This window comes from Verruconatronum alginivorum (genome assembly GCF_056590205.1).
Genome location: NZ_JBWPVQ010000001.1, coordinates 565842 through 591440 on the forward strand (window position 1 = coordinate 565842; position 25599 = coordinate 591440).

Here is a 25599-nt window from a genome sequence, read left to right on the forward strand (position 1 = left end):
AAAAACCGGGGGCCTCTCATAATCCCGTACCCCGGTAGTGAATGCCGTCTCTCATGATCTGCCATAACCTGTTTTGATATCCGATTCGCAACTCAACGTCCGTCAGCAGGACCTCGCCTTCTCCGCCTGCAACCGTCAGTTGATTCACACCATGCCGAATCCATCCGGCATCCGGAACTTCCACATGAAGGTATCCCTCCGCCGCGTCTGCCTGTCTCGGCGGCACACCGGGATTCGGTCCCGCGAAGAACAGGTGGCCGTCCACTTCTCCCTCGAACAATCTCTTCCCATTCAGGTGGATCGCCAACTGCGACAGTTCCTCCAGACCTCGAATACCAAAACGGAAAACAATGGTCTCCAGGGGGAAAGGAGCATGGGCAAGGTTCTCCCCGACTAGGAGGCTCAACTCGGCGGGAACACCCGGCGCTAAAGTCACTGGCAATTGCTTCCGGTATTGATACGAATCTTCGTGGTCGAGAAAATAAGCCTTGGTGATGACAAAAACCTTTGTTTCTCCAGTCAATGCCGCAGGATGTGAGAGGTCCCGAAGCTTCCGGTAAAACTGATCCCAATACGGCCGTCGCGCATCGTCTCCGTGATGATAGTTGAAAAGGTAGAATCCATCCGCCCCGGCATTTCGCATATTCGCCACGGCTCCGCGCAACTCCTCGGGCGTCACATCCCGGCCCGGCGAAGCTTTGTATTCATCTTCAGGATTCTTATCCGGAAACGGGACCCGCCAGCTTGTGCGCGGATAAAGGGACGGATAAACCTGCACGGAATACGGCTGCGACACCTCGACGAATTCGGCGACCGGAAGACAGTATGCCAGCGTCATCAACTGCGCAGGCGAAATAAGATCGACGAGACCTCGTCTCGCCCACTCTTCGATTTCGAGTCCTGACCAGCGGCAATTTCGAAGCGAGGGGGGGACTCGAACGAACAAGTATAGGTCCTCTCCCCGCCGGGCCGCCAGGTCGTCGAGGCGAGCGCGAACTTCCGCGACGAGTCCAGTCATCAGCGGGGCACGCTCCTCCGCTTTGCCAGCCGGGAAAAAGAGCTGGAAGCGGTTGAAATCGAGTTCGATCCCGTCAATGAAATCGCCGTAGCGATCCAGGATCTCAGCGATCACGGCCAACCGGTATTCACGAACCTCTTCATGTGAATAATCGAGGAGATTCTCATAACCCTCTCGACCGCGGATCGGCGACTTGCCAATCGTCAGTCTCTCATGATTTTTCATCCAAAACTCTCCGGTCAATGGATAATCGAATGGGTCGAACACAAAATGGCCGTCGTTCATCCGCAAACTCGGCAAAAAACGGAGCCCCAGTTCCTTCGCTGTCTCGCCAGCCACGCGCACCGGATCCATTCCCGCCTCAAGGCAAGCTTGCGCATTCATCATCCGCGCCCTCCAAAGCGGATGCTCCGCCTCAAGCTTCGTCTCGCGCCAACCCCACACACTTGCGACCTTTGTCGGATAAACAAGAATATCCGAACCGGCACCGACCGAGTAGACAAAGGTTCCAATTGAAGTTCCGGCGAGCGCCTCGACGCTGGCACGGATATATCTGGCCGCCTCATCCGGGTCCGGACTTATAAAGGAGAGGTCGGCGTCATCGTTCAAGATCACCCCGAAATCGGGCGGCGTCGATCGAGCTTCATTTTTTCCGGCGCTCAGTTCTGCCCCAGCGAGAACGAATACTCCCAGCATGATCCAGGTGCGCCACCCATCCGGCTTGGAAGAGCGTTTTACCCAGGGTTCAGTCGTTGTTTTCGTGTTTTCTAATGCCATCATTTCAATTGTCTGCAGGTGATCGAATCCGCGGGGCGGAGCGAACCATTCATTTGCGTCAAAACGCTTGCCCCAAAGGAGGCCGGCCCTTTGGGGCTGAAGATTTTTCGATTGCCGTGGGTTGCACCCCATCCCCCGATCAAAGGGCAACTGGAGGGAGAACCTTCATGGACAGCGACCGCACTTTCCGCCTCACATATTCGGGTCCCACAACTCCCTGGGAATCGGCTCTTGAACGAAGGCAACGTGCCCGTCCAGGAATAGCAGGTTCACGGTATTGTTATCCGCACTGTGCAGCCGTTTGTAATTCGCTCTCAAATCAGCTCGCTCATTCGTGCTCATTCCCCATTCGACGGTTCCCTGCACAAAAAGAGGCATCGCGCCCGGACCGACGTAGACGACGTCCAGCACGCCGATTGTTTGCGAGGGATTGGGAATCGTGTTGTAAGCACGGTCATAGATAAATCCTGCCGCACCTGTCCCCGTCGAAATCCGATAAGATCTCTCGTGCGTCATTGGATCCGTCGGGTCTGACGGGCAACGGAAAACATCGCGGTCTTCTATGTAGGGCCAGATATGAAAGATGTAGTTCTCACTGCTTCCACCCTGCGCTCGGGGAAAGAACCTTTCGTCGTGGTCCGCGAGGTAAAGGTGTATTGCCAGCCCGATCTGGCGAAGATTGCTGGTGCAGGAAGAGCGACGAGCACCTTCGCGCACCGTACCGACCACCGGAATCAGGATCGCCGCCAAGATCCCGATGATGGCGATCACCGTCAGTAATTCGATCAGTGTGAAACCGTCTCTGCGAAAAACATCGACCTTTCTATCGCGCAACATATCTCATTCCTTTCAATCAAAGATAAGGACCAATCCACCCTGCGCCCGCTGTGCCTTCACGCGCGCAAACCGTTGCGTACCGGCATCCACCGGCACAGTGTCCAGCAAGGACACAACCACTCGATCACCGTCGGGCTCCGTATTGATTCCGGCGTCCACTGGAGTCCAGTCGCCAAGATTCTCCGATACCTCCAGCGAAAGTTTCAGATCCTCAGCCGCCGCCAGGCGAGAGATACTCACCGCCATAAAATCCCCGTCAATCGATACCCTCGGCGAACCCTCCCGCGAAGGTTCAAAGGGATCGAGGTTCAGCGCGTACTTGAAAATGTTTGGCACACCATCACCCGCCGGAACTGCGGCCGGACCGCTTACGCTGTTGTCGGATAGCTGCTCGACTGTGAAGAAGTCGCTCTGCCATTGCGCATAAAAACCGGAAGGAGGTGCTTCAAAACGGTATTGCACTGGATTACCGCCGACAAAGACGATCTCCAGATCCTCCTCCACCCCGTCCACGTCGCCCAACAAACGGATCACTCGCACTTCACCTCCCCCGTCGGGCGCGACCAGTTCACTCACATCAATCTCGATCGACCCGCCCAACCGAAAGGTTTCGTTTACCACCAACGTGTCGAACTGGCCTTCCGAGATATCGCCTAACTTCAGGTGCGTCGCCAGATTCGTGTTATCCCAAAGTCCGGAATGGTCAATTTGGCCGTAATCGGAGTCCGTACCTATGGTGACCGTTGCACCGGAAGCACCGGAAACGTCACCAATGATCGTTCCACTGCCTTCAAGATGGCCATTGCCGGAAAGAACGACGCCCTGCGCAAACCGATGTTCTCCACCGTTTAACATTCGATAAATGGCAGCCTCATGGCCTCCATCTCCCACTTGAAGAGGAGATGCCATGTCGAAGGACGAATCCCCGAGACTGAGCAATCCCGAGTTAAATTCGACGATCGATGTCAACGTTCCTCCCGAATCCGTGTTTGCCAGCAAGAAGGCCGCCTCGACAATTCCCTCCTCAATCAGAAGAGTCCCCCGCCGGACATCGATACCTCGTTCCACCGAAAAGACCCCTCCGCCGGAAACCTCGACCAGATTATTGATACTCGCCGGACCGAACCCAAGGGTCACATCCATCGCATTCACCGTCACCGCCCCCCCATCCTGGATGAGAAGCTTGCTCGCGGAACCGCTTCCGCCGACCCGAAAAAGGCCTCCCGTCGAAGTCCAATGGCTGCCTTCGCCGGAAACCGTCACCTGATTGCGATCACTGCCTGCACCGTTACCAATCAGACCACCGCCACTGGTAACGGTACCTCCGTCCAGGACGAAGAGTTCGTTGTCGACCTTGGCATTTCCAGCACCGATTCGAATAGGCAGGGCCACCGAAAGCAGGGAGCCGGCTCCCGTGACGGTGGAGCTGTTCCCATCGCCCTGATCGCCCAAATGAGCATCCGAAGCGGCGATTAGCTGTCCTCCGTCGCGAATGATGAGCGTATTGTCATTGGCCCCCGCGAGCGCTCCCATTCGAATTCTCAGAGCAACACGCATGATCGAATCCGGCCCCGCCACTTCTAGAATATTGTCCGTCGATGCCGTGCCAAGAAAGAGCTGGTTCCCAATGTCCAGCTCTCCACTGGCGAGAATCAAGTGTCCCAAGTCAGGCGCCCCGGTCCCGACGCGCCCGAACGATGTTGTCTTTAAAACGGAATCGCCGAAATCGAACGTGATCGGGCCGGTCGTGAGGTTCACCCGAAACTCGGCGATTTCTACATCCTCTTCCAGCGTGATGGTCTGCTCGGGCAAACTGTTGGCGAAAATCACCAGGTCCCCGGAGGTTGGAACAAGACCTTCTTCCGGCCCCTGCCAATTGTCCGGATCGGTAAACTCACCCCCCTCCTCGCCAATCCAGTTGAAAGTGGCGGCGTCCGCCAACGATGAAAGGGTGAGTCCGCCGGCGACCAGCCCGGCCAATACATGGAGTCTGATAGTTTTGGTTTTCATAATGAGAATCTAAGAAATGAAAGAAAGTCAGGTGTGATATGGCCAGTATCTCGGCTCAAACTTCCAAGCGCAAAGCATTCCAACTGGCAAATGAATATCACCAGCCAGACGATTTCCCGCTGGACGAAAAAGGTCCCCGTCTGCTGGCTAATGAAGCTTACCTGTTCCCGTTCGTTGCATAACCTTTGGAATCGCACCAGCCTGTAGCCGAAAACTCAAATCATGCCTCAGACCTCCCAGCCGATCACGAATCTCGTTACGAGCGTAATTTACCGCAATCCCAAGCCGCACGTTTTCAGTCGCCACGCTTATTTCCCTTCGATTGTGGCCCTCTCGAATGAGGATCTGCTGGCGGTATACACCGTTGGGGAGGCCTTCGAAGCGGCAAATCTCCACACCCGTTTTGCGCGCTCCATCGACGGCGGAAATACCTGGACGGAGCAAGGCAGCATCCCGGCGGGGAAAGATGATTCACGGTTGACCAGCAATACGGCTCGACTCGCATTAACCTCAGCGTCACCGAATGAACTGATCGTCAATCTGGTCCGCCATGATCGAACGCTCCACCCCCAGGAGGGGCTGACCAACCCGGAAAACCTTGGGTTCGTCCCGACTGAACTCCTTCTCACACGTTCGAGCGACCGAGGAAAGACCTGGAGTGAACCCACCCTGATCGAACCACCCCTGGCAGGCCCGGCTTTCGAGATGTGCGCACCGGTCACTCCCTTGAGCGACGGCTGTTGGCTGTGGCCGACGAGTACCTGGCGGGGATGGGATGGTGCGCTGCCAAACGGAAACCGGATGGTCGCTTTCGTCTCCTCCGATGAAGGAAAATCCTGGCCGCATTTCCTGGACGTCATGCACAGTCCCGACGACTCCCTCGCCTTCTGGGAATCCAAGATCGTCGAGTTGCCGGACGGACGCCTGTTGGCCGTGGCCTGGCGCCATGATATAGCAGCGAACCGGGATCTGCCGAACTCGTATGCAATCAGCACCGACAGGGGGGAAACGTGGTCCGAGCCGATGTCCACGGGGCTTCACGGACAAACGTTGACCCCCCTTTTACTTTCGGACGGCCGCTTGCTTTGCGTCTATCGCCGCCTCGATCAACCGGGCCTGTGGGCGCAGTTTGTCTCACTCGAGGAAAATCATTGGATCAATCTGGCATCCCAACCACTGTGGGGCCACCAACAGGCGCCCGAAACCGGTCCTCGTCCAACGATGGTGGACCAGTTTCGCACACTGAAATTCGGAGCGCCGTCCGTCATCGAACTGCCAAACCGGCAGTGCTTCGTCGCGTTCTGGTGCCATGAGGAATGCCAGAGCATCATCCGCTGCTTTCGCTTCTCCGTGGCGGGGACGACCTGATCCCCTCGAAGCGCCCCGCAATTAGTCCCGCTTCAAGGTGTAAATGGTTAAGCCTTTAAGGTCCTTTGCCTGCCGGGGGAAAACCAGACTTACGGTATAACCCGTGACTACGCAGGAAAGAACGCCGAGCGCGGCGAAAAGGTAAAAGTTCACATCAGTAGTCAGGCTGACCGTCAATGGAACCGCTGCTCCGACAAGTGCCCCAATAAGTGCCCCGGCGCCCGTGGTCCGACGAGTGAAGATCGCGAGGGCGAAGATACCGGCAAGCCCCCCGCCCAGCAAACCCATGAGAGTGACGAAGGCGTTGAAGATGAGCGTGACTTCGACAGTGGCAAGGGTCAAGGCGCTGCCGGTGCCGAAAACTCCCACCACGACAGTGACCACACGGGCCGTCTGTAGATTTTTCCGGTCCGGAATGTTTGGCCGCAATCGTCGTTGAAAATCATGAACCCAAGCAGTGGCGATACTATTCATGCTACTGTCGAGAGAGGACATCGCGGCTGCAAATACCCCCGCGATGACGAGACCGGAAACACCGGCAGGAAGCTGTTGAACAATAAACCACGGCAGGATTTCGTCACTCCTTCCAGCAGTCAGCATCTGGGGATTCAGTTTGTAGAACACGTAAAGAGCGGTTCCGAGAAAGAAGAAGAGCAAACCGGCTGGAATGCTGATCAAGCCATTGACCCAAATGCTTTTCGCTGCCTGTTTTTCATCGGGGGTGGTCAGATAACGCTGCACCACGGTCTGGTCCGCGGTATATGGCACGAGATTGATAAAAAAGTTTCCCACGATGACAACCCACGCGCCCATGACCGCGACATCGAGCGTCCAGTCGAACGTGTGAAACTTGCCATCGGCCGCGCCAAGGGTCACGATCCCGGAAATTCCCCCCGCTTCCAGACTCACGACAACCAGACAGGCAACGGCACCGCTTATCAGCACAATCACCTGGAGCACGTCCGTCCAAATGACGGCTTCGATCCCCCCGACAACAGTGTAGGCCGTGGCGAGCACCCCCATCGTAAGGATACAAAGATACAAATCGAGCCCGGTAACGGCGGAGAGCACGACGGAGGGCAGATAAAGAACAATGCCGATTCGTCCGAGCTGAGTGAGGATGAAAGTCAGGCTGCTGAAAAGACGAACGGCAAGATTGAAACGGTATTCAAGATATTCGTAGGCTGTTGAAACCCCCAACCTGCGAAAGAAAGGCAGGTAATAATAAACGACCAGCGGAACAATGGCCAGGATCATGAAGGTGCCAAGCAATTGGACCCAATCCGTGGCGAAGGCAACCGCGGGAATCGCGACGAATGAGATCGCACTCAACTGCGTGCCAAAGATGCTCAACCCCACCGCCCACCACGGAACGCGCCGGCCAGCCAGAAAGAAGTCTTCCGTCGACCGCATCCGCCTCCAAAAGCAGAGGCCCAGAATCATAACCGCACAAAGGTAAACAGCCAGCGAACACCAGTCGAGGAAACCGAACTCACTGGACGGACGGGAGGGCGAAGCACCATAGACCGCCGAAGATCGCAAGCCCGGGACTGTTTCCCCGCCAACCAGGACGAACCGGTCGCCCCACCGCGCGACCGGGGCAGTGATGCGTGAGGAATCAGGAGGCATTTCGCCACGTTCAGTCCACGTTTCAGTGAAGGTATGGAATGCGAGGATTGTCCGCGAAACCGCTGGAGGCGGAGGTCGATCCGCCTCCAGCAGGTTTGTCGCAGTGCCTCCCAGCACCAGCAGGTGCGCGGCGCCAAGCGGGATTGCGGGAGAAGGGGCCGCGGCGACGGGGACCGGCAGATCAGGCAGGCGGCTCCAGGAGCCACCTCCTCCCCGCCGGCCAGGATCAAACCTGTAGGCGTCAGTCAGGTACTGCATCCGCAGACGATCCTCTTCCCCGTCCTCCATCTGCCGTATGCCACTGATCAGAAAAAACGCGTCATCCTGCGCACCGGAAACAGCGAGGTGGCGCGCACCGCCGGGCCACGACTCCAGTTGAATCCACTCGCGCCTCTTCCCCGAAGAGAGATCTAACGCCAGAAAGATCGATTGCGACACGCCTGACGCAGTGTCAGTGAGACCGCCGGCGATATAGATGGTCCTCCCAACGATCGCGCCACTCATATATGCAAGCGGCAACGGCAACGACGGTAACCAATCAACTTCGATTCGCCCTTCCCTCCACCGTAAAGCAAATACATCGTCATAGAACCCGGCTTCACTCCCGCCACCGATGCAAATCAACGTATTGTCGTCGCTAACGGAAACTCCATAAGCGAGTGCACGCGGCAGGCGCTCTTTCGCGAGATACCATTCGGCCGCACCGGACTCAAGAATATAAATCCTGTCGGACCAAACCCCCGGACCATTTTCCCCAGGGGGGGCAAAGGGAAGGTTGGCGGCGCCTCCCGCAGCAATCAATGCACCATGACTTTCCCCCGCGAACATTCCACTGTAGCCAGCTGTCCCGGGAAGCGGTGGCAGTTCTTTCCACTCAAGGAGTGGCTGGCCCTGGTGAACCGGGCCGGCGAAAACGCCGCTCACCAGCGCAATGCCGAGAAAAGCATAACACGCTCTGACGAAAGCTTTCACCCTGAATGCAATCAATGGAAATTCTGGCACGATTCTCCCGGCATACTGCCACGCTCCGGTCACGAAGTTGAACCAAAAAACAGTTCCGTTGATTCGAAGACTATGCACTGAAACAGGTTCAACCAGTCGAATAAACTGGTAAAGAAACCTCACAACCAATCAAATAACAGGTGATTTAAGTTTAGCAGTTTGAACCGGTTGAGCCCCCCCCAAAAAAAAGAAGAATTACATTCAAGTGCCATGAAATGAAGGAACCAACAATCAAGTGTGTATCCGTTGAATTGATATGAAACCTTTACCTCTTCTATTGTTCGCCGCATGGCTGAAGCTGGGCATCCTCGTCTGGACTCCGCTTTCGGGAAGTCCTTCGCGCGTCCTGCCGGACTTCGGCCTTATGCTCAATGACGACGGGGATTTTTCCTTCATCGCGGATGATCCGGAGGAATCAATTCAGCTGGTTCAAGCATCCGTGGACGCCCTGATGGGAACGCCCGTCAGGACGCTCCTTTATTCGATCGGTGCCGGATCCGACGTTCTCTATTATCCGACGGACGTTGCCAGTGTGTGGGGTTGGCGAGAGACAAAACTTACCCGCATGGACTCGGATGGGGAAAGTGAAGAAACGACCTGGGGTGTTCGTACGCGGCGGATCGTTGCCGGTATGAGGGCGAACATCGATCCCATCCGGGTCGCGGGGGAGCGGGCACGGGAAAACGGTCTCTATTTTCTTCCCTCCTACCGGATGAACGACGATCACTTTATTTTCGACCCTTTCGAATACCCGCTAACCGGCCGGTTCTGGATCGATAACCATGAAAAACTGACTATCCGCGACTCACCTATTGAATCAGAGAGAGCGTATGGAAATCTGCTTAATTTTACGCACGACAAGGTACGCGAATACCGCCTTGGAGTGATACGCGAAACAATCGAGCGTTACGAGGACATTATCGACGGCATTCAGCTCGACTTCAACCGCCTCCAGGTTCTATTCCCAAAGGGGAAAGCGGAGGAACGAGCTCACTTGGTCACAGAATTGATGCGGGAGGTTCGGATCCTGCTGGACGAAGCAGGCGCACGGCAGGGCCGAGACCTGGCCCTGATGGCGCGCGTGCCGCCTTCGCCACGGAATTGCCGCTGGGCCGGCCTGGATATTGAGACTTGGGTGGAGGAGGAATTGGTCGATGTCTTGCTCCCGGCTCAATTGATGACCCTCGCGCATGACATGCCCGTCGATGCGTTTGTGGAAATCTCAAGGAGAGGTAACACCAGAGTTTACCCCTCTCTCTACCCCCGAACCTCCTGGCACTTCCCTTTTTCCGCGACGCCTTCCCCGGAAGATTTTACCGCCCCGGCGATTCGTCACGTATCGCCGGAACTGGTGCGCGGGGCCGCGGCGACCTACTGGGAGATGGGCGCCTCGGGCTTCGAGCTTTTCAATTATCATCACGAAGACCGAGGCAGGCGGCCGTTCTCGGATCGGGTGTATCGAATCATGCGGGACTTGGCCCATCCCAGGAGCCTGAACGGCGCAGACCAGATCTATGCGATTACCCCTGCCTATTACCTTGATCACGAGGACAGCTATCAATACAGAAAACAAATTCCGGTGCGCTTGATAGCAGGTAACGAGATCCGCTTGACACTTCTCACGGGCCAGGCAGGAGCAAACAAACCATCTCCACGCGACGCCTTCCTTCGCATCGGGTTCAGAGATGCGAACCGCCAGAGTTCATTGCAGGTGCGGTTGAACGGCGAACCCCTCCACGATGGAAAACTATCGGGACTTTTCGAAGTGATTGGCTCCGTTCCGGCGACGGCACCAGAAGCCTATTTTCAATTGCCCATCCAGGATTTCCATCTGAGGCGGCAAGGACCGAATGAACTCTCTCTTGCCCTGGGCGCGGGAGACGCGAAACCGATCGAGGTAATGGAAGTCTGGTTGGCGATCATCTATGATCGGCATTACCTGGACAAACTTATCACTCCGCCCGGAGATCCAGCAGATTAATTCAGTCTAAGCGGGGTGGCATTTCCCGGCAGCAGGAACTCCTTCTCTTCACACACCAACGCCTCGAACCCATGGAGGCACTCTTCAGTCAAAGGATACCCCAAGTGATTCTTCCAGCCGCCGAAGACCCCGAGCTCAACCATCAGGCGTTTCAACCCACTCAGCCAGCAGGTCAGGTCCTTGCCGCCGTAAACCGTGTAAAGCATCGCCACCACCTTGGCCTCCAGTCGCCGGGCTTCCTCCTTCTCGCCGCCCGCCCACAGGTCGAGAATCTGGTTTACCAGATAACCGGTAAAAATCGTTCCCCCGAACATCACCCCGTCGTAGCCGGCCTCCATGTATTCGAGGATCGAAAACTCGTACCCGTTGGTCAGATGGAGCTCACCTTTCGCCTCCCGGACTCGCAAGGCCGCATCCCGTCTCGCCGGGTCCATCGAACTGTCTTTCACCAGCACTACGTTCGGCAGAGCGTAAATATCTTCCAGCACTTCGACCGGAACCACCACCGCCCCGTTGTTGCCGCAGTCGTAAATCCCGACCGGCAACGGGCTCTTCTCCACCGCCTCCCGGTAAAGCTCGAACATTCGCCGCGCCGTCGCGTTCATCATGAACCGCGGCGGAGCGATAATCGCCAGATCCGCCCCGTCCTGCCGGGCTTTCTCCATGTTGTCGAGGATCCGCGCCGCCGAATTGTCCGTGACCTGGACCGCGATCAACAGCTCGCCATTCGCCTCCCGGCGGACGCAACGCACCAGGTTCCGCAGATCGCGCTCCGGCATCCAGGGACCTTCACCGCAGGTTCCCCCGAGGAAAAGGCCGTCGCAGCCGAGCTGACGGTGATGCGCGACCAACCGCTCCACGGACGGAACGTCGAGCCCCAAATCATCATCAAACGGGGTCGGAGTCGCCGACCAGACCCGGCTGGTCCGCAACCGCTCGGCAAAGGTTTTCGTAAGCAGATTCGTAGACATCTTCCCTTACCATAACCACCCCCGCCCGAAACCGGAGACGATTCAACTGGCGAACAAAGTGGTCCAGTTTTGAATTGCCGGTTTCAAGACGTCTGGTTTAACTCCCGCCTCATGGACGACCTCAACGACTACCACCCGCTCCGCATCCCTTCCAAACGTTCCTTGATCGTCGAAACCGTCGATATCCTCCGCACCTCGATCGAGGAGCAACGCTGGCAAACCTTCCTTCCCGGAGAACGTTACCTCTGCAGCCTCTTCCGCATCAGCCGCCCGACCCTGCGCAAATCCCTCAACATCCTCGCCGCCGACGGCTTGATCGAGGTCGCCCACGGCAAACGGACCCGAATCCTCCAGACTTCGGTCGCCCATGGCCGAAGCCACATCCACCGGGTCAATGTCCTCACTCCGCTTCCCCGCGATCAATTCTCCCCGATCACCAACCAATATTGCAGCGAACTGCTCAACCTGCTCCGCCCGACCGGCCGCGACTTATTCAACCTCCACGACCAGCGCCTCGCCAGCAAACGTCCCTTCAAGGCGTTGGAGCATTACGTCAACCAGTATCCCGACTCCGCCTGGCTCTTGTTCTGGAGTTCCTACAGCGTGCAGAAATGGTTCCAACAACAAAAGTTGCCGGCGCTGGTCGTCGGCTCCTGTTACCCGGACCTCCGACTGCCGTCGATCGATCAGGACCAGCGCGCCACCTGTCGCCACGCCGCCGGACATCTGCTCGCCCATGGCCACCGTCACCTCGCCCTGGTGGTCCACCAGAGCGAACGGGCCGGCGACAAGGCGAGCGAAGAGGGGTTCCTCGAAGCGATCCAAGCCCACCGGGGATCCGAGGCGACCGGTATCCTGATCAAACACGACGGATCCGTGGAAGGGTTGAAACGGCGAATCGCCCAGATGCTCAAACTCCGCCACCGCCCGACGGGCCTGGTCGTCTGTACCGGACGCGCCCTCCTCGGCGCTCTGCCTCCACTCTATCAAGGAGGACTGCGCATCCCGGAAGATATCTCGGTGATTTGCCGCGACGACGAAGGTTTCCTCGATTTCCTCGGCATCGCGATCAGCCGCTACGTGATCAAAAACCAAACCTTCACCGGCAAGCTCGGCCGCCTGACTCTCCAATTGGTCGAACAAGGCGACCTCCTTCCCGACACCCACCTGGTCACTCCTCAGTTCCACCCCGGCGAATCCGTCGCCGCCCCTCCGCCGATCTAAGTGCAGTCCGGCCTCTCGTAGTCGGGTTGGCTCCGCCGCCCGACCAACACACGGAGACGGGACGCCTCCGCCACATGGTTCTTAACGAAACCCGCCCCCGTTGGCGCCCATCCAGACCGAACCGATTCGATAAAAGCCGCGCTCGTATGCCGCCCCCTCCACCGGCGTCCGTAGCGTCATTCCGGATACGTCTCCTACCCTCCACTCCTCATCCAAATCTCCGGGAAATTGGCCGGCAATGGTCCAGCCTTCTCCGTCGAAGCCGAACGAATAACTTTCCCACTCCCGCAAATCCTGGGTCGTCTGCAAATCGTAACGGATCGCCGAATCGGCCCGGGCCGTGAACCCGAACTCCATTCGACGGTCTCCCTCCGTCCCGGTGACTTCCAATCGCTTCTTCGGTCGAGCCTCCGGCTTCCATGGATCGAGGTCGAAGGCGTAACGAAAGAAGTTGGTCGTTCCGTCCCCGTGATAACTGTCATGCAACCGCGTGCCGAACCCGCCGTAAGCTTCGCCGAATATTTCCCTGGCCCATCCGGCGTATCCGTCTCCCCACAACTCGCCGGGATGAAGCAGGGCTCCGTGATAAAACCGGACATCGTCGATCCAGCCGTCAAAGCCTGAACTCATTGGGGTGGAAGGACGGCGCGCCAGGAATACCCCCCGGTCCGAGTTGGTGAAATCGAGGTTGTTCGTCGACCGATGGACCCGCTTTCCATCGAGATAAATCCGAAAGTTGTTCTCCTGCTCCGAACCGCGGACCAACGCCACATGATGCCATTGGCCAGCCTCTACCTTCGGCGCCAACACCTGAGCGCCGCGACCGTGCTGCCAAAAAACCAATCGCGGACCGCCATGCTCCGCCAAATAGGCCGGATCGCCCTCCAAATGAACGTTCCAGCGTCCGACCTGATCGCCCCCGGAATTGCTCGAAAGGATGTGATCCTGATTTCCTTCCCACCGGTTGAAGGAATTCATTTTAAACCAGAAACCGATCGTGAACGGTTTCAATCCGGGAGATATTTCGCCCAAAATCGCCCGGTCGTAACGGCCCCCGAAACGAATCGACTTTCCCGTCCAGGAGCGCGCCCCGGGTTCCTCGAAGCGGACCAGATCCCTTTCCCCCAGCGGCGCCACTATCTCTGCCCAACCATTCGGATCGGCCGTATCATACAGCGGCATCCAATCTCCCGCCCAATCCGCCACATCGTCCATTCGCCAATGATGCGCCAGCACGTGTTCGATGATGTCGAACATCGCCGGTTCAAACTCGCAAACCCCGACCGAATTCTCCGCCACCGGATAATACTCGCCGACATCTTCCGGTCCGAACGATGCGATGCGCAACAGACTCGTTTTCCCTTCCACCGTGATCGTGAATCTTCCGCCGGTCACGATCTCCTCGTCCTCTCCTCCCTCGCTCCGCCGGAACCATCTCCAGCTCTCGACATCCGAGGCCCGAGCCAGAATCGTCACATCCCGACCCGCCTCCAGCCAACGAGGGCGGGGGGCCAGCTCCGGATAAGGCGGATAGGGGCCACGGAAATTCTCGATCCGGTGGAACGTCATGAAATTCGCGTCGTGATGATCCTGGGCACCTCCCATCCCGTCATCATGAGCGGTCCGCGACACCGCGATGATATCCTCCCCATCGAAGTGCCAATCCAGGTATTGAAATCCGTGATACTCGACATCCGGATGATAAAGAATCAACGAATGGATCGTCCACCCCCGCAGATCGTTTGAGGACATCAGCGTCACCGAATTACGGGTACGAGCCGCGTCACCTCCTTCATGTTCCGGCAGAATCCCGTTCGAGAGAGTCCAATAACGCCCGCCTTCCGGATCGGGCCGGATGACAAATTTCTTCGAGCCTCCGGGGAAATAGACGAAGTCCTCCGCCGGATCGAAGGTCGCTGTCGTTCCATCTTCCGATATCCGAATGATGGCCGCCCGCTCCGGGGTCCGCCGGTAATTCACCCGCGGAATATTGACAATTCGTCCTTCGGGATCGACCACCACGTTTCCCTCAAGCCACCCGGCGAAGGCTCCGTCAAGATAGGTCGGATCGTGGCCGAGCCGGTTGGTCGAGGTCCAATTGGATGCCTTCAACAGGTCCGCCTCCTCGGGTGCCGACATCACAAACGCCCGAAACCACGGCCCCCAGTTGGTCCCGCCCTCGCCATCTTCCATGGTCCGCCAAATCCTCCCGTTATGAACAACCACCGGCATCGGCGCGGTGTGATACTGGTGCTCCGGCAGTAGAATTCCGCTGTATTCATCGACCGGATTCGTCCAGGTCCGGCCGTGGTCATCGGACCTCCGGATCACCACTTGCCCGTATCCACCGGTCGTTCCCATCAAGTAAAGGGCGCCGTTATGCCAAAACAGGTTCGACCAATATTGGTCATCGACCGTGGTGATCGGCCGCCACGACCGTCCCCGGTCCAACGACTCGAAAAGCGCGGTCTGGCGGGCGCCGACGCTTCCCCGTCCGAACCAGTCATGGCTGGCGATGTAATTCCCATTGGGCAACACCGCGAGGCTCGGCGATCCGAGGTAGCGACCGCTCGACTTCGGCCGGTGGTTCACCACGATCCCCGGGATCGCGAACGGCTTCGTCGTGAAGGACCAGACCGGTCCTTCCAATGTGCCATTCGCCAGCGCCACCCGCCAAAAATAGGTCCGGCCCTCCTCCAAATCCCCGGGCGTCCAAACCAACGGCTCCCCGGGCGGAATCGTCGCGACCGGCGCCAACGTCTCCTCCGTCTCCCCGAAAAACACGTCAAATGCTTCCAACGCTTCGGCGTTTTCGTTCACCAGCCAGGACAAGGGCGACTCAACAGGTTCGACAAAGGTGGCACCGTCTCCCGGGATCGGTTCCCAGACCATACCGGCCGCCAGGAAGGACACTTCCCGGGGCGACAGGGCGTTGTCGTAACAACGGAGATCGTCGAAGGAGGCCGTCATTCCGCCCCGTCCCCCTCCCGGCCCGCGGCCGAGGTGAAAACCGGCCGTGGAATCGACTTCGAACCGGTGTTGATTCGTCCCCGACCAAATCTGACTCCCGTCGAGATAGATCCGGAAGTTCTCCCCGGATTCATCCGTCCGCACCAAAGCCAGATGATGCCAAACACCAGATGTCACAGATTCTTGAATACTCACGCGGTCCGGCAAAGTCGCTCCACCTCCTCCCCACCCACGGTGGGCGAAGGCCAATTCAAACCGTTCGGCGCCGGTGGTTCCCGCCAATTGCACACTCCATCCCGCCGGGGTCGCGGTGGCACCCAAATCGGATCCCGCCAGGGTTACCACACCTTGCGGATCTTCATCCGCCCGAAACCAAAACGCCAAGGTGAACGGGCGATTTCCCAAGTGACGTTCTTCGGTCAAGGCTGTTTCAACCCGTTCGAGGGCGGTCCTGATCCGAATCGCCGTTCCGGAACCCGGAACCGCCCCCGGAATTCCCAGGGCCGATTCGGTTGGCTCTTCACTGAACAGTCGGGCAGCCACGCCCCCCGGCAGGTCGTTCTGCAACGGAGCCCGGTTGGCGGTGAAATGGAGCTCTGTTTCATCGAAGCGCCAATGCTCGACCAGACCCGGTTCGTTCCTGGCGTAGTTTGAAACCCGCACCTCACCGATCCAGCCCTCGAAGGGAAACCGCTCGCGGTTGGCCCGCCCGATGAACCAGTTTCGGTTTTGGCCGACGAACAAATCCGCGACCGCACTCGCCACGATTTCACCATCCAGCCAGAGAGACCAATGGTTCCCCTGACGAATGACTTCGGCGAGATGCCATGCGCCGTCATCAACCCGCCCCGGAGAGGTCAATTGCAACCCGCCGTGATGCCACCAACGCAACCGACCGTCGGTCACGCCAAGGTTACAGCGGCCATCCTGGGAATCGTTGTTAGAAAACAGATGGCCTTGATCGTCGTGTGGACCGTTCGTCCTGAACCAGACCGCCAAGGTGAAATCACCATTAACCGGAATCACCCTCGCCGTGTTCGTATCCACACCATGGATTCCACCGGAAAAATCGTAAGCGAGATCCCCGGAAGACGGTTCTGGCCCCGGCTGCCCGACCGCCGGATTGCCCACCGCCGTGCCATGCGAATTGCCGGTGGCATCGACCACCGGACCTGGCTCCGTTTCATTCAATCGCCAGTGCCCCACCAAACGCCGGGCCGGCAAGGTAGTTTCCGTCCCTGCCTCCGCCGATATCGCCTCCCCTTGCGATCCGAGCGCGCCAGCAGCGGCCGACAACGAGTTCAGCGGGGAGAAAGCGATCCCGCTTCCCCCGACGAAGAGCACCAACAAACCCAACAGCAAAACAACACGATCGAAAATTTTCATATGGAGCGGGAGGAGTGTGAGATTGGGCCCAGGAACTGTTCGGCCAACTTTCATTCTCTGGTGCTGCAACGTTTGCGCAAGCCTTAAGTTGTAACCCTGGTTCTCAAGCGTGTAAGCAGGAGTGATGGGATCACCGTCGTGTCATTGCGAAGAGGCTCCGCCGACGAAGCAATCCACGAAACAGCGACCCGCGCCCCCTTTCCCGGAACGTGGATTGCCGCGTCAGTCGTTCCTCCTTCCTCGCAATGACAGACGGTTGGCTGTTTTCCCACCACGTTCAATCGCGCCGTGTTCTCAACCATGATCCCGAAGTCGTCGCGAAGATGCGGACTCAGATTGGAGTTCATGCCCGCATTCATGCGGTCCGGGGAGGACCGTTCCGACGGCGGAAGCCAGAACGTCATCCCTCCCAGTGGTTATTCCCGGCGTTCACCTTCCCGTGACCAGAGAGATCGGACAATCGCAATCACCATCGCGGCCATCATCCCGTAAATCACGATACGTCCCGCCCAACGGGCGACATTCGCCCAATCGGTCAGTAACATCCCAAGCGCGACCGTCGCCGCAACGACCATTCCAAAGACAGTCCATCGGGTCAAACGCCCCTGCCGCCGGATTTCCTCGATCAATCGTTCCGAATCGTTCGTCATCCGAAAGATTCCACATCACCTCGGCCAAAGAATCGACACGAATCTCTCGGCGAGGAGACGGCGACCAGTTCGGACGCGTGGTTTTCCAAAGGGAAAAATCTCCGAAAAGAACTTGCTTCCTCCCGGATTTCCCCGTTCTTTGGATCTTTTCCGGTCGTCGGGCCGTGGCGCAGCCTGGTAGCGCGCTTGCATGGGGTGCAAGAGGTCGAGAGTTCGAATCTCTCCGGCCCGACCATTCGGAAGAACCATTCCCAACCCGCCATGGTTAGCGGGAACATCCGACTTCGGACACCGCTTACCGCGCCCACCCCTTCCCCCTTCAATTCACCCCGACTGCATTTGTTCTGATCCGCAGGCGTTTGCCGCCGAGTGCAATTCGCGCGGAGTCTCCGGCAATAGATGCAGAGAGCCGGATCCCGATCAACGGTTACCCTAGGAGCCTAAAATCCATCCGACTATTCGATCGCAATGCGCCACCTCAACCCGTGAACTCGCGTTCCTTCCTTTATCAGATCAATCTAGCCTTCACCATTGCCACCGCTCTTCTTTTAGTGGTGTCGATCGTCTCGTATCGCAGCACCCTGACCCTTCTCGAATTGATGGAGGAACGGAAAGCTTCCAGCCGACTCGCCAAGAGTTACGAGGAGGTCGTGTCCGCGCTCAAAGACGCGGAAACCAGCGAGCGGGGATTTGTCCTGACTGGTCGCGAGGAGACCCTCGCGCCGTTTTCAACGGCCAAGCTGAACGTGCCGACGGAACTGCGGAAGATTTTCGCTTCCCCGGCGTTGACCGCCGAAATGAACCACGATTCGCAACGACTCGCGCGATTGATTGAGGAGAAATTCGCCGAGATCGAGCAGGTCGTCCACCTCCGCCGGTCAGCCGGATTCGAGGCGGCGGTGCAAGCCATTCAGGTCGGCCCGGGAGAGCTCCTGATGGTCCAAATCCGCGACTTGACCACCCTATTAGAGGAAAAAGGCGAAGAGGCCTTTCGAACCAGGGACGAGATCGTGCAAAACTCCAGAGCCCGAACCCTTGGGATGATTGGCGGGAGCAGTGCCTTGGCGATTCTGCTGGTCGCCGGGGCGGCGGCGGCGGTCAACCGCGATACGGTTCGCCGGCAACGGATCGAGGATGAACTCCGGCTCAGCGAATCGCGTTTCCGCTGCCTCACGGATTCCAACCTGATCGGCGTAGCGACTTGCGATGACCAGGGCGTGATCGATTATGCCAACGACCGGTTCCTGCAAGTGATCGGTTCGGATCGAACCGAACTGGATGGAGGTAACTGCTCCTGGAGTCAGCAGGTGGATGGCGGCCAAGAGTCGCCCATGGCCCGGGTCGCGAGGGCCGAGCCCGAGGAAATCCAGTATTCACGAAAGGATGGACGAAAAGTTTGGCTTTTGGCCGGAGCGGCCAAGCTGGAGAAAAGTGGAGCCTACATTCTCTTCGTCCACGATATCACCGCCCGGAAGGAAGCGGCGGCAGCGCTGCAACGGGAACGCCAAGCCGCGCTCGATTCCGCGGCGGAAGCGAGGATCGCCCGCGACGAAGCCGAAACCGCCCGGCGCCTGGTCTCCGCGAAGGCGGAGGAACTGGAGCGGTCCAACAAGGATCTGGAGCAATTCGCTTATGTCGCCTCCCACGACTTGCAGGAACCCCTTCGGGCGGTGGCGGGCTGCACCCAGATCTTGCGTAACCGATATCGGGAACAACTCGATGAGAAAGCCCTTGAGTTGATCGGTCATGCGGTGGATGGCGCCGAGCGGATGCAGCGGCTCATCGCGGATCTGTTGGCCTACTCCCGCGTCGGAACCCGCGGTGGCCAAATGCGAAACTGCAGCATGGAAGAGGTCATGGAGAGAGCACTGGTCAATCTGCGGGCGACCATCGAGGAAAGCGGAGCACAGGTCACGTATGAACCGCTCCCCCAGGTTTTCGGCGACCCGGTGCAGCTCACGCAGGTGCTGCAAAATATCGTCGGAAACGGACTGAAATACCGCGGGGAAGCTCCCCCTCGCATCCACGTCTCCGCGATGCTCCAGGAGGACCACTGGCGGTTGAGCGTCCGCGACAATGGGATCGGCATCGCCCCCGAATATTTCGAACGAATCTTCGGCATTTTCCAGCGGTTGCACACCCGCCGTGAATACAGCGGAACCGGCATCGGCCTCGCCATTTGCCAAAAGATCATTCTTCGCCACGGAGGTCGAATCTGGGTTGAATCAGCTCCCGGCGGCGGCTCGACGTTCCACTTCACCATTCCCGCCGAAAACTCCCGTCACTCATCATGACCGAACATCCATCAGCCATACGTCCAATTGAGATTCTTTTGGTCGAAGATAGCCCGACCGACCGCCTGTTGACCATCGAGGCCTTACAGGAGGCCAAACTCCTCAACAGTTTGCACGTCGTCGAAGACGGAGTCAGCGCCCTGGCGTTTCTTCGTCGAACAGCCGAGTTCAACGACAAGCCGCGTCCGGATCTCATCCTCCTCGACTTGAATCTGCCGAAAAAAGATGGAAGGGAGGTTCTCGCGGAAATCAAAGCCGACCCCGACCTCAAGCGTATCCCGGTGGTGGTGTTGACCACTTCCCAGGCGGAGGAGGATATCCTGAACGCATACGGATTGCACGCCAACTGCTACGTTGTAAAACCGGTGGATTTTGACCGATTCAGCGAAGTGGTCCGGGCGGTCCAGGGGTTTTGGTTCGCCGTCGTCGCCTTGCCACCCAACGGAGGAGCTTCCCATGAAGCGGACTAATCTCGACATCCTGCTGGTCGAAGACAGCCCTTCCGACCGGCTGATCACCACCGAAATCTTTCACAACACCGGTCTTCCCGCCACCCTTCATGCGGTGGAAGACGGGATCGAGGCCCTCGACTTCCTGCGGCGTCAGGGAAGGTACAGTGAAGCGCCCCGACCGCACATCGTCATCCTCGACTTGAACCTTCCCCGCAAAGACGGACGCGATGTCTTGCGGGAGATCCGGGGAGATCAGGACCTGTCGCTCCTACCGGTTATTGTTTTTACTTCGTCGGACCGAGACGAGGACGTGGCCGAGGCCTATCGCTACCACGCGAATTGTTTCATCCGGAAGTCGGCCGATGGTATCGAACTGACGGAGACGTTAAAACGACTGAAGACCTTTTGGAGCGACGAGGTGATCTACCCCTCCCACCCGGTGCCAAAGCCAATCGTTCAACGACGGTCGGTCGCCCCCGGAGAGCCGAAACGGATTAAAATCCTGTTGGTGGAAGACAGTCCGGTGGATGCGTTTCTGGTCGACGACGCATTGAGAGACGGGCCTAACCAGTATGAACTGAAACATGCGGATCGCCTGGAAGATGCCTTGCGTCACTTGGGAACAAACGACTTCGACCTGATTTTCACGGACCTCGGACTACCCGACAGCCAGGGCCTGGAAACATTCGAACGACTTTTCGCCCAGGCCGGGGGAATTCCACTGGTTGTCCTCACCGGCCTGGACGATGAGGAGATCGGCCTCCAAGCCATCAAGGCGGGCGCCCGCGAATATCTCTTAAAAAAAGAGGTGAACGCGGCTTCGGTCCGCCGGACAATCCGCTATGTCATGGAGCGGGATGCCTTGGAAAAAGAACTCTTCCTTTCGCAGAAACGGGAAGCGATCGGACGGCTCGCGGGAGGCATCGCCCACGATTTCAATAATCTTCTCACCGTAGTCGACGGACATGCCATGCTGCTGATGGAACCCTCCCTCCCGCCCGGGGTGTTGGGATCGGCCCGCGAGATCCACCGCGCGGCGACCCGGGCGGCCGAGTTGACGCGTCAACTTCTGACCTTCAGCCGGCGCCAGGTGATCAAGTTGCAAGCGGTCGATCTGAACTCCCTGATTCGCCAGACGGTCAACATGCTGCGGCGGGTCCTGCGGGAGGATATCGAAGTGGAACTGCGTTTGGCGCCCGACTTGCCTCCAACCTTGGCGGACGGCGGCATGATCGAGCAGGTGATTGTGAACCTGGCCGTCAATTCGCGTGATGCCATGCCCGATGGCGGAAAGTTCACGCTCGAAACCTTCCTTTCCGCAGGATCCAACCAACGCCAGGCGCCTGAAGGTTTCGTCGGTCTGCGGATCACCGACACCGGATGCGGAATTCCCGAAGAACATTTGCCGCTGATCTTCGATCCGTTTTTCACCACCAAGGATATTGGGGAAGGCACCGGCCTGGGATTGGCCACCGTCAGCGGTATTGTGGAACAACACCGGGGCCAAATCAAGGTCCACAGCCGCCCGAATTGCGGCACCATCTTCGAGATTTTTCTGCCGACCGCGCCACCGTCGGGACCCGCTCCGGAGCCGCGGATGCAGCTAAGAAAAGGCCTGATCCGAGGAACCGGCACGGTCCTGCTCGTGGAGGACGAGTCAGCCGTGAGGGAATTGTTCAAGGCCGCCCTCCAAAAAATGGGTTACATCGTCCACTCCGCCGCAAACGGGCGAGCGGCCGCCGAACTCTGGTCGAAGGAGCGGGACGCGATTGACCTTCTGATCACGGATGTGGTGATGCCGTCGGGAACTTCCGGCATCACCCTCGCGCGGGTCTTCCAAGCCGAGAAGCCCAATCTGGCCGTTCTCTTCATGAGCGGATATTCACAAGAACTCCTCGCGGGGGGCCTCGATTTGCGCGTGGGCGAGAACTTTCTCCCGAAGCCGTTTTCGCTGGAGGCATTGGGACGCGCGGTCGAAAAACAGCTCGGTTCGGAGAACCTCACTCAATTGAACTGATCCGACTCCGCCCACCGGGCTGGAACGGGCTGGAACGGATAAACCCAGACTCCGCAATTGGAATAGTCGCGAAAAAGCACAAAATACGCAAAAAGCATGGAATTGCCCATGAGAAGGCGAAGATAAACCAGTCACCGGTTAGGTAACTCGGCCCTCCCGCTTCAGTTCCTTTTCTTGCGCCTTTTGTGCCTTCTCGCGGCTATATACTGCTGTTTTAAAGCTAAATGAAGATTCAATTCGCCGCGGTTTCTGCCAGGTCGGGAACGGACGGATCGGGAGCGAGCGTGACGTGACGGGCTCCGAGTCCGGCGTAATCAGAGGGGGCGCACGTGAGGACGATCACCTGCAATCCGCGATTCGCGGCCAGATCGAGCATTCGCTGGAGGGTTTTCACCCGTTCCGAGTCGGAATAGGCGAAGGCGTCGTCGAACACCACCGGCAAACAACCGCCGTGGTCCCCCGCCAGCACTTCCGCCATCGCGAGGCGGACCGCCGCCGCGACTTGCTCCCGGGCGCCGCCGCTCAAACTGTCGAATGCCACCGCCCCCGCCCCGTGCCCCGGCCGGATTAATTGCATCCCCGTGAAAGCGCCATCCCCCAGAGTCACCGCCGCCCGAGCCCCGGGTCCGAACAGGCATTGCAAGTAACCGGAGATTCTCTCGACCAGCGGAGCGGTGAAATGGTCCGCCATCGCTTGCTGCTCCTCGGTGAACAGTGTATCCAACAAACGGATCGCTTCCGCCTTCACCCGCACACCTTCCAGCCGTTGCCGGGCCGATTCAACCCGGGCTTCGGCGAGCGTCCAATCCCCTTGCGGATCCTCGCCGCCATCCGACCGGAGCTCCACCTTCGCCTCGGCTTGACGGATCTTCGCCTCCTCCAATCTCCGATTGGCTTCCTCCCAGGCCCGGTGCAACCGCACCCGGTCCCCTTGCAACAGCTCCGGCTGCAACTCGGCCAGGGCGGCCCGGGTTTCCGCCAATTCCCGTTCAGCGACCCTCCGCGCCGCATCCGCTTCGGCCAACGCTTTCGCCCGGATCTCGTCATTTCCATGATTTTCCAGCAAGAGCCGGTGTTGCGCTTCGAACCCGCGGAGGGCGGCGGTCTCCGTTTCGAGGGATTGCCCGATGCGGGTCCGCTCCTGCTCGGCCTCTTTCAACGCCTTCTGCGCGGAGTCGCGGGCGCTGCGGCACTCGGCCTCCATTCGCTCGGCCAAACGGAGGGCTTCTTCTTCATCGCCGAGATGAGACCGGGCCGTCGCGTGATCGGCGGGTTCCGTCACCTCCCGGATCCGTTCCCGTCTCCGTTCGACGTCGGCCCGGACCATCGCCTCCTCCTGGCGGGCGGCGGCGAGCTGGGCGGGGAGTTTTTTCGCCTCCATTTCTTCCAAAATCCGTTCCTCTTGTCCGATCCGGTTTTGCAAATCGGTTCGGCGGGCGACCGTTTCCGCCGCCGCCGCGACGTCTTCGACTCCGATAGCGTCGAGCGAACTTTGGAGTTTCCGTCCCGCCTCGGCGGCGGCGCTCCGGGCCTCGGCCAGGCGCTCCCCTCCTCCGGGTCGGATCCGCAACCGGACCGAGTCCCCGATGGCGATCTCGGTGGTTTCGGTAACGGTTTCACTTTCCCCGATCCCCAAATTCGCCGCGCCGACCCGCACCGTTTGATCGGTGGCGAGCACCTCGATCCCGGCGGCCATCGCCCGCAAAGCCGCCGTCGCCTGTTGAGCCTCGCTCTCAAGGGCTTGCAATTTCTTCAATTTCCGCCCGTCGATTTCGGGCAATGCGGCCACATCCTTGCGAAGCCGGGCCAACCCTTCCCCCCGGGACTGGATCTGGGCAAGTTTCGCCGCGAGTTGATCGACGGTCGTCTTTCGCTCGATCCATTGCAGGAAGGCCGCCGCCAGATCACGGCGCAAACGAGCGGTCCGGGTCTCCTCGCCGGCGGCGAGGTAGGTCCGTTCGGCCTGTTCCGCCGTTTCCCGGGCGGTGCCGACGGTCGTTTCGGCCCGGGCGAGTTCCGTGTTCTTCGGAGCGAGGGAGGTTTCGCACGCGGCGATCTTCGCGCGCAATTCAGCGATTTGATCGTCGGCCTTTTTCAGTCCGCGGTATTTGTCGGCCGCGCCGGAGGCTTCGACCTGTTGAGCCCGTTCGACGTTGCCTAATTTCTCGACGCGAGCCAACTTCGCCTTCACGGCGGCCCGGTCGGCTTCCAACGAACGAAGGTCCTCAGTCGCGCCGGCGATAATCCCCGCCGCCTGCTCGAATGCGGCTACGGCTTGGCGCAGGCGTTCCACCCGCTCGCGGGCCCGGTCACGGACCGCTTCCGCTTCCCCCAGGGCGGCTTGCGCCTTTTCGAGATCGGACCCCTTTTTCGGTTGGGCTTTCTGTCCGAAAATCCCGCCGGAAAGTTGAGCAAATTCGGCGGCGACCCGGCTATCGCACTCCGATTGCATCGCTGCCGCACCCCCGGTTTCCTGCAGGCGCTGGAGCAAAGTCGCGTGTTCGCTGCCGGCGTGGGCGCACGGATCCTCGCCGCTCTTCCCCTGCCAGACCCATAGGTGAGCCCATTGCTGGGCGAGTTTGTTGGCCGCGCCTTGACCTCCGACCAACGAATCAAGACCCAACAACGCCGCCAACCGCTCTTCTCCGTCATCGCCGGTCCACGTCTCCCCTCCCGCCTCGGTCAATTTCGTGACCCCGGTTTGCCCGCCGCTGAAACGCTTGCTCAGGTGGTAATCCCGTCCGCCCGCGTGAAACGCCACCTCGACCTCCGGATGACCGGAAACTCCCGGCAGATTGGAGACCATGGCCTTTTGCACTTCGCCTCCGGCCTTGCTCCGGAGAAACAAAGCCCGATGGATCGCCTCGATCAAGGTGCTCTTGCCGGTCTCGTTCGGACCGCCGACGACGTTGCGCGCCCGATCGAATTGCACGGAAATTTGCCGGTGGACCCGGTAGTTTCGGACGACTGCGGAGATCAGATGCATGGCGAAAATCGATTCAAATGGGCGGCG

15 protein-coding genes and 1 tRNA gene are annotated in these 25599 nt (G+C 58.9%); 8 read left to right on the top strand and 8 right to left on the bottom strand.

The annotated features are described in order from the left end of the window. Positions 1-16: 16 nt before the first annotated feature. From ACWUI2_RS01885 to ACWUI2_RS01895, 3 genes are all read right to left on the bottom strand, one after another. A complete protein-coding gene (locus ACWUI2_RS01885; protein ID WP_486981166.1) occupies positions 17-1633 on the bottom strand; it encodes a hypothetical protein in 1617 nt (538 codons plus the stop codon). Positions 1634-1987: 354 nt separating this feature from the next. Next, positions 1988-2632, bottom strand: coding sequence for a DUF1559 family PulG-like putative transporter (locus ACWUI2_RS01890; protein ID WP_486981167.1), 645 nt, complete (start codon positions 2630-2632; stop codon positions 1988-1990). 12 nt (positions 2633-2644) lie between these two features. Further along, positions 2645-4642: a hypothetical protein gene (locus ACWUI2_RS01895; RefSeq protein WP_486981168.1), complete on the bottom strand. Its 1998-nt coding sequence runs from the start codon at positions 4640-4642 to the stop codon at positions 2645-2647. A gap of 38 nt (positions 4643-4680) precedes the next feature. Here ACWUI2_RS01895 and ACWUI2_RS01900 point away from each other — a divergent pair, with 38 nt between their 5' ends. Beyond that, a complete protein-coding gene (locus ACWUI2_RS01900) occupies positions 4681-4824 on the top strand; it encodes a hypothetical protein (protein ID WP_486981169.1) in 144 nt (47 codons plus the stop codon). A gap of 40 nt (positions 4825-4864) precedes the next feature. After that, positions 4865-6010 carry a sialidase family protein gene (locus ACWUI2_RS01905; RefSeq protein ID WP_486981170.1) on the top strand — a complete coding sequence of 382 codons (1146 nt, stop codon included), beginning with the start codon at positions 4865-4867 and terminating at the stop codon, positions 6008-6010. Between the two features lie 21 nt (positions 6011-6031). Here ACWUI2_RS01905 and ACWUI2_RS01910 read toward each other — a convergent pair whose 3' ends face one another. Then, positions 6032-8764 carry a sodium:solute symporter family transporter gene (locus ACWUI2_RS01910; RefSeq protein ID WP_486981171.1) on the bottom strand — a complete coding sequence of 911 codons (2733 nt, stop codon included), beginning with the start codon at positions 8762-8764 and terminating at the stop codon, positions 6032-6034. Between the two features lie 133 nt (positions 8765-8897). Between ACWUI2_RS01910 and ACWUI2_RS01915 the strand changes: the two genes are divergently transcribed. Continuing rightward, positions 8898-10622: a hypothetical protein gene (locus ACWUI2_RS01915; RefSeq protein ID WP_486981172.1), complete on the top strand. Its 1725-nt coding sequence runs from the start codon at positions 8898-8900 to the stop codon at positions 10620-10622. Here the strand turns inward: ACWUI2_RS01915 and ACWUI2_RS01920 are convergent. Beyond that, on the bottom strand, positions 10619-11593 hold the full coding sequence (locus ACWUI2_RS01920; protein WP_486981173.1) for a dihydrodipicolinate synthase family protein: 975 nt from the start codon (positions 11591-11593) through the stop codon (positions 10619-10621). The two genes, ACWUI2_RS01915 and ACWUI2_RS01920, sit on opposite strands and share 4 nt — an antisense overlap. 111 nt (positions 11594-11704) lie before the next feature. Here ACWUI2_RS01920 and ACWUI2_RS01925 point away from each other — a divergent pair, with 111 nt between their 5' ends. After that, a complete protein-coding gene (locus ACWUI2_RS01925; protein ID WP_486981174.1) occupies positions 11705-12817 on the top strand; it encodes a substrate-binding domain-containing protein in 1113 nt (370 codons plus the stop codon). An 81-nt stretch (positions 12818-12898) separates the two neighbouring features. Here the strand turns inward: ACWUI2_RS01925 and ACWUI2_RS01930 are convergent, their stop codons facing one another. Continuing rightward, positions 12899-17173 carry a LamG-like jellyroll fold domain-containing protein gene (locus ACWUI2_RS01930; RefSeq protein ID WP_486981175.1) on the bottom strand — a complete coding sequence of 1425 codons (4275 nt, stop codon included), beginning with the start codon at positions 17171-17173 and terminating at the stop codon, positions 12899-12901. A gap of 416 nt (positions 17174-17589) precedes the next feature. Further along, positions 17590-17823, bottom strand: a complete 234-nt coding sequence (locus ACWUI2_RS01935; protein ID WP_486981176.1) for a hypothetical protein — start codon at positions 17821-17823, stop codon at positions 17590-17592. A 158-nt stretch (positions 17824-17981) separates the two neighbouring features. On the opposite strand from ACWUI2_RS01935, the gene ACWUI2_RS01940 reads away from it, so the two are divergent. The 4 genes from ACWUI2_RS01940 (at position 17982) to ACWUI2_RS01955 (ending at position 22586) form a co-directional block, all read left to right on the top strand. Then, positions 17982-18058: transfer RNA gene (locus tag ACWUI2_RS01940), tRNA-Pro, on the top strand. A 250-nt stretch (positions 18059-18308) separates the two neighbouring features. Beyond that, positions 18309-20117, top strand: a complete 1809-nt coding sequence (locus tag ACWUI2_RS01945) for a sensor histidine kinase (protein ID WP_486981177.1) — start codon at positions 18309-18311, stop codon at positions 20115-20117. Continuing rightward, on the top strand, positions 20114-20587 hold the full coding sequence (locus tag ACWUI2_RS01950) for a response regulator (protein WP_486981178.1): 474 nt from the start codon (positions 20114-20116) through the stop codon (positions 20585-20587). Before ACWUI2_RS01945 ends, ACWUI2_RS01950 begins: the two co-directional genes overlap by 4 nt. Continuing rightward, complete coding sequence (locus ACWUI2_RS01955; RefSeq protein WP_486981179.1) at positions 20574-22586, top strand: response regulator; 2013 nt, start codon at positions 20574-20576, stop codon at positions 22584-22586. Before ACWUI2_RS01950 ends, ACWUI2_RS01955 begins: the two co-directional genes overlap by 14 nt. A 232-nt stretch (positions 22587-22818) precedes the next feature. On the opposite strand, the gene ACWUI2_RS01960 is transcribed toward ACWUI2_RS01955, so the two are convergent. Further along, positions 22819-25572, bottom strand: coding sequence for an AAA family ATPase (locus ACWUI2_RS01960; protein WP_486981180.1), 2754 nt, complete (start codon positions 25570-25572; stop codon positions 22819-22821). Positions 25573-25599: the final 27 nt, after the last annotated feature.